Raw genomic sequence first — 5,774 nt, 5'->3', positions numbered from 1 at the left:
CAGTCGCCGGCAGCGCGCTCAATGGCTACCCGGCTGTCGCCCACAAAATCCCCTTTCACATCCACCGCCAGGATCTGCTGATCCATGGCACCCAGCACCTTGCCGGTACCCCAGGGCACCAGGGCGGCCAACAGTACAATCACGGCGCCCATGCCCACCTGAAGCCAGGGCACGGCCGCCAGCACACCCTTCAACACGCCAAACCGGTCCCGCTCAGGGCCAAGGGACGTTGCCCCCCGGCGCCGCGGGGGCTCGGACGGTGTCGCCCGGCTCCGGATCAGCAGTGTCTCAAGCATCGGCGCCCTCCAGGGTGTCCTTCAGTATCCGGACCACCAGTTCCTCGAAACTGATGCCTGCCGCCCTGGCCGCCATAGGCACGAGGCTGTGGTCGGTCATCCCGGGCACGGTATTCACTTCCAGCAGCCAGAACTGGCCGTCGCTGTCCTGCATAATGTCGACCCGGCCCCAGGTCCGGCAGCCGACAACCCGGAACGCATCCAGTGCCAGGTGCTGGAGGCGAACTTCGTCCTCGGGTGCCAGGCCACAGGGAATTTGATAGCGGGTGTCGTCCGCCAGGTACTTGGCGTCGTAATCGTAAAAGACGTGGTCGGTGCTGGCGCTCAGGCCAATCGCCGGAAGCGCCTGGTCCTGCAGCAGACTGACGGTGAACTCCGGCCCCTCGATCCACTCCTCCACCAGTACCAGGCTATCCAGCGCGGCCGCGGCTTCGTAGGCTTCTGCCAATTCTGCCGCGGTATACACTTTGCGGATGCCGATACTGGAGCCTTCCCGGGAAGGCTTCACGCTCAGTGGCGCCCGCAGTTCGCCGATAATCTGATTCGCCTGGTCTGCACCGGACATGGTCCGGAACTTCGGCGTTGGCAAGCCGCAACCTTCGAACACGTACTTCGTCCTGAGCTTGTCCATGGCCAGTGCGGAGGCCAGCATTTCACTGCCGGTATACGGAATCCCGGCCTGCGACAGAATGGCCTGCAACGTACCGTCCTCGCCGCCCCTGCCATGCAGGGCAATGAAGACACGATCGAATTGCGGGTTATCAACCGTTCTCAGCAGGCAGCCTTTGACGTCCTGGGCATAGGCATCCACACCGGCCGATACCAGCGCCGCCAGCACAGCCTTGCCACTCTTCAGGGACACTTCCCGCTCGGCGGAATCGCCGCCCATGAAGACCGCAACGCGCCCAAGTGATCTCACGAGTTCGGGATCTGCCTGATAGGCCTGTGCTTCGTTATGATGCATATCACTCACCCGCAATCACTCCTGCGGCCGCCAGCCGCGAAGCCACACCACCGATATCGCCGGCTCCCTGGGTTATCAGAAGGTCGCCATCCTGCAGGACATTGGCCAACAGGGCTTCAATTTCCCGGTTATCCTCGACAAAGACCGGCTCTACCTGCCCGCGCTGGCGAATGCTGCGGCAAAGGGCCCGGCCATCGGCACCCGGAATCGCCGGTTCGCCGGCGGAATAAACATCCATCAGCAGTAAGCCGTCCACTTCCGACAGCACCCGGACAAAGTCTTCATAGAGGTCACGGGTCCGCGTAAAGCGGTGCGGCTGGTACAGCATGACCAGACGCCGATCCGGCCAGGCATCTTGTGCCGCGCGGATAACCGCCTCCACTTCCGTGGGGTGGTGTCCGTAATCGTCCACCAGGGTGACCGTGCCTTTGGAGGTCTGGTAATCGCCGTAAACCTGGAACCGGCGCCCGACCCCGGCAAAGCCCGCCAGCCCGCGGCAGATGGCGTCATCGTCAACGCCCTCGTCTGTGGCCACGGCAATGGCCGCCAGCGCGTTCAGGACATTGTGTCGGCCCGGCATTTTCAGCTCGACTGTCAGATCACTGCGACCGGCCGGACGCTTCACCACGAAGTGAGTCCGCAAACCATCGGAATTGATGCTCTCGGCACGGTAATCCGCCTCCGGGTTTTCGATGCCGTAGGTAATAATCGCCCGGGAAATCCGGGGAATAATCTCCTGAACGTAACCATCATCCACACACATCACCGCAACACCGTAAAACGGCAGGTTGTGCAGGAAATCCACGAAGGTCTGCTTCAGTTTCTCGACATCGCCGCCGTAGGTGTCCATGTGGTCCGCTTCGATGTTGGTCACCACTGAAATCACCGGCGTCAGGTGCAGAAAAGACGCATCACTTTCATCCGCCTCTGCCACCAGATAACGGGACCCTCCCAGTTGGGCATTGGTGCCGGCACTGTTCAGCTTGCCGCCAATCACGAAGGTCGGGTCCAGACCCGCCTCGCCCAGAATGGATGCAATCAGGCTGGTGGTCGTGGTCTTGCCATGGGTTCCGGCCACGGCGATGCCGTGACGGTAGCGCATGATTTCCGCCAGCATTTCCGCCCTGGGGACGATCGGCACCCGACGACTGCGAGCCGCCACGACTTCCGGGTTTTCCGCAGACACCGCTGAAGACACCACAACCACATCGGCACTGGCGCTGTTCTCTTCCCGGTGACCGATCTGCACTTCTACGCCCATACCCTTGAGACGATCGGTAACCGCCCCTTCTTTCAGATCCGATCCGGAAACGTCGTAGCCCTGATTCTTGAGAACCTCGGCGATGCCGCTCATCCCCGCACCACCAATCCCCACAAAGTGGATGTGACGGATCCGGCGCATTTCAGGCACCTGATAGACCAGGGGCGGATTATTTGCATCAGCCATTGGCGGCCTCCAGACAGTAATTCACGACTCTCTCCGTTGCATCAGGGCGGGCCAATGTTCGGGCGGCCTTCGCCATTTCGTTTACCCGGTCACGATTCCGGGCCAGATCACCCAGGGTTTCCGCAAGCACCGCCGGGGTCATTTTTGCCTGTGGAATCAGAATGGCTGCCTTCGCCGACACCATTTGTTGCCCGTTTTTCGTCTGGTGATCATCCACGGCGTGGGGAAAAGGCACCAGGACAGCGCCGATACCCGCGGCGCACAATTCCGAAACGGTCAACGCGCCTGCCCGGCACAGCACCAGGTCGGCCCACTGATAGGCCTCGGCCATGTCCTTGATGAACGGCTCAACGGCCGCCTCCACGCCATGCTCCTCATAGGCCTGCTTCGCCGCCTCGGCATGGCGCTCACCACACTGGTGGCGGACCACGGGCCGGTCACCTTCCGGCAACATCGCCAGCGCCTCGGGGAGCTGCTCATTAAAGACCTGCGCGCCGAGACTGCCGCCGATCACCAGCAATCTGAGAGCACCTTCACGGTCCGCCAGGCGCCTTTCCGGAACAGGCAAGGCCGCGAGGTCTTCCCGCACCGGATTGCCGGTACAGCGGGTAACCACTTTCGGCCCGAAGCTACCCGGAAAAGCCTCCAGCACGGTTTCTGCAAACCTGACCAGGATGCGGTTGGTCATTCCGGCGATGGCGTTCTGTTCATGAATCACCAGCGGCGTACGGTTCAGCCAGGCGGCAACACCACCGGGCCCGGTAACAAATCCGCCCATGCCTACAACGCAATCCGGGCGAACCCGGCGCAGGATGGTGAAGGCTTCACCCAGCGCCCGCATCAGCCGGAACGGCGCCAGCAAGAGAGCGAGCTTACCCTTGCCCCGCAAACCGGAAATATGAATCAGTGACAGCGGGATATCGGTTTCGCCGATCAGCCTCTGTTCCATTCCGCCACTGGCTCCGAGCCAGTACACCTGGTGGCCACGAGCCTCAAGCGCCCGAGCCGTTGCCAGGGCCGGGAACACGTGCCCGCCGGTACCGCCGGCCATCATCAGGAAGCGACGCTGTTCAGTCATACACCGCACCTCCCCGCGTCTTCGGACCGGTTTTCTCTCGGGCCAGCTTTTCCTGATCCAGGCGCTCCATTTCCACACGGGCAAGAACGCCAATGCAGATACAGGTAATCATCAGACTGGATCCACCGTAGCTCACCAGCGGCAGAGTCAGCCCCTTGGTTGGCAGAAGCCCGGTGCTAACCGCCATGTTGATGCCTGCCTGCAGGCCAATCAGCAGGGTCAGCCCATAGGCAAAACAGGCGCCGAACGGCATGTCCGCCTTCTCGGCCCGGCGGGCAATGACGAATCCGGTCACCACCAGCAGGGTGAACAGACTGAGTACCAGCAAGGATCCCAGGAGACCGAATTCCTCAGCGATAATGGCGAAGATAAAGTCGGTGTGGGCCTCCGGCAGATAGAACAGCTTCTGGATGGAGTTACCCAGGCCGACACCACCCCAGTCTCCGCGACCGAAGGCAATCAGGGACTGGGTCAACTGGTAACCGCTGTCGAACTGGTCTTTCCAGGGATCGAGATAGCTGACAACCCGTTTCAGACGGTAAGGCTGGGTAACGATCAGAATGGCACCCAGGACCACCAGCGTGCCGATCAGGGGCACGAACCGGCTCAGCCGGACACCGCTCAGGAAAATCATCCCCGCCGCTGCCGTCACCAACACCACAGTGGCACCGAAGTCCGGCTGAATAACCAGCAGAACCGATGCCAAACCGAGGACGACCAACGGCTTCAGGAAACCAGGCCAGGTATTGAGCAGTTCATCCCGGCGACGGACCACGTAGCCGGCCAGGTAGGCAATCAGACAGAGCTTCGCCACTTCCGAAACCTGGACGTTGAACAGACCAAACGGGATCCAGCGGGTGGAGCCGTTTACGGTACGTCCCAGCGGCGTAAGCACCAGAACAAGGGCCAACAGACCGATACCCAGGAGCAGCCAGCCACTGCGCTCCCACCAGGCCACCGGAACGTTGACGGCGACCAGCGCCAGCAGGCAACCAAGACCGGCAAACATCAGCTGGCGAATCACATAGTGGTAGCTGTTACCCATGGTTTCAGCGGCCATATCCATGGATGCCGAGGAAATCATGACAACGCCCATCACCAGCAATGCGACCGAACTGATCACCAGCATGGGCAGAGGCTGAACCTCGCCAAGCCATTGGTTCCGGTTCTGGAGTGGAAGATCTGCGTGCATCACAGGGCCTCCACCAGAGAACGAAACTGGTCACCGCGATCAAGATAGTCGCGGAACATGTCAAAGCTGGCGCATGCCGGCGAGAGCAACACCCGGTCTCCGGGCATGGCCAGTTCGGCAGAGCGGGAAACCGCCTCGGCAAGGCTACCTACCCGGTGTACCGGAATACCGCTGCCCAGCACATCGGCGATGGCCGGCGCATCACGCCCGATCAGCAGCACGGCCCGGCAATGCAGGGCGATGGGCGCTTCCAGGGCGGTAAAATCAGCCCCTTTGCCATCACCACCGGCAATCAGCACCACTCTGCCCTTGTCCGGGGCAAGGCTTTCAATAGCGGCGACCGTGGCGCCGACATTGGTTCCCTTGGAATCGTTGATGAAGTCCACATCCTTCAGCCGGCGCACGAATTCACAGCGATGCGGCAGCCCCGGAAATTCCCGCGCTACCCTGAGCATCACATCCATGGGCAGCCCGGCGGCATGGCCCAGTGCCAGAGCAGCCATCACGTTGCTGATGTTGTGATGACCCATCAGCTTCAACTCGCTGGCCAGCAAGAGGTTATCAAACCCGAAGGTAATCCAGGTGCCCTGGTCATCGTCCCGGGTGCTGAACGTCTCCGGATTCACCCGTTGGAAGCCGAAACACAGGAACCTCAGGTTGTCCCTTGCCATGGGTGTGCTCAAGGCATCGTCCAGATTAACAATGGCGTTCTTGCAACCCCGGAATATCCGCTGCTTGGCCTGGAAATACGCCATCTTGTTGGGGTAACGGTCCATGTGGTCGTCACTGAGGTTGAG

5 protein-coding genes and 1 pseudogene are annotated in these 5,774 nt (G+C 61.3%); all 6 read right to left on the bottom strand.

What is annotated here, in order from left to right:
* Positions 1-296: pseudogene (locus B2W52_RS17835) on the bottom strand (cell division protein FtsQ/DivIB); the annotation flags it as partial.
* On the bottom strand, positions 289-1,260 hold the full coding sequence (locus tag B2W52_RS17830; RefSeq protein ID WP_273069534.1) for a D-alanine--D-alanine ligase: 972 nt from the start codon (positions 1,258-1,260) through the stop codon (positions 289-291). The pseudogene B2W52_RS17835 and the gene B2W52_RS17830, both read right to left, overlap by 8 nt.
* Position 1,261: 1 nt before the next feature.
* On the bottom strand, positions 1,262-2,707 hold the full coding sequence (murC, locus tag B2W52_RS17825) for a UDP-N-acetylmuramate--L-alanine ligase (protein WP_273069530.1): 1,446 nt from the start codon (positions 2,705-2,707) through the stop codon (positions 1,262-1,264).
* Positions 2,700-3,785: an undecaprenyldiphospho-muramoylpentapeptide beta-N-acetylglucosaminyltransferase gene (gene murG / locus B2W52_RS17820; RefSeq protein WP_092030361.1), complete on the bottom strand. Its 1,086-nt coding sequence runs from the start codon at positions 3,783-3,785 to the stop codon at positions 2,700-2,702. Before murG ends, murC begins: the two co-directional genes overlap by 8 nt.
* Complete coding sequence (ftsW, locus tag B2W52_RS17815; RefSeq protein WP_286803828.1) at positions 3,778-4,977, bottom strand: putative lipid II flippase FtsW; 1,200 nt, start codon at positions 4,975-4,977, stop codon at positions 3,778-3,780. Before ftsW ends, murG begins: the two co-directional genes overlap by 8 nt.
* Positions 4,977-5,774, bottom strand: a 798-nt coding sequence (murD, locus tag B2W52_RS17810; RefSeq protein ID WP_286803827.1) for a UDP-N-acetylmuramoyl-L-alanine--D-glutamate ligase, incomplete at its 5' end; no start/stop codon positions are given. The genes ftsW and murD, both read right to left, overlap by 1 nt.

The organism is Marinobacter sp. UBA2498 (assembly GCF_002341575.1).
Classification (GTDB): Bacteria; Pseudomonadota; Gammaproteobacteria; order Pseudomonadales; family Oleiphilaceae; genus Marinobacter; species Marinobacter manganoxydans.
The sequence above is the reverse complement of the archived record's forward strand: the minus strand, read 5'-3'. Positions and strand labels throughout refer to the sequence as shown.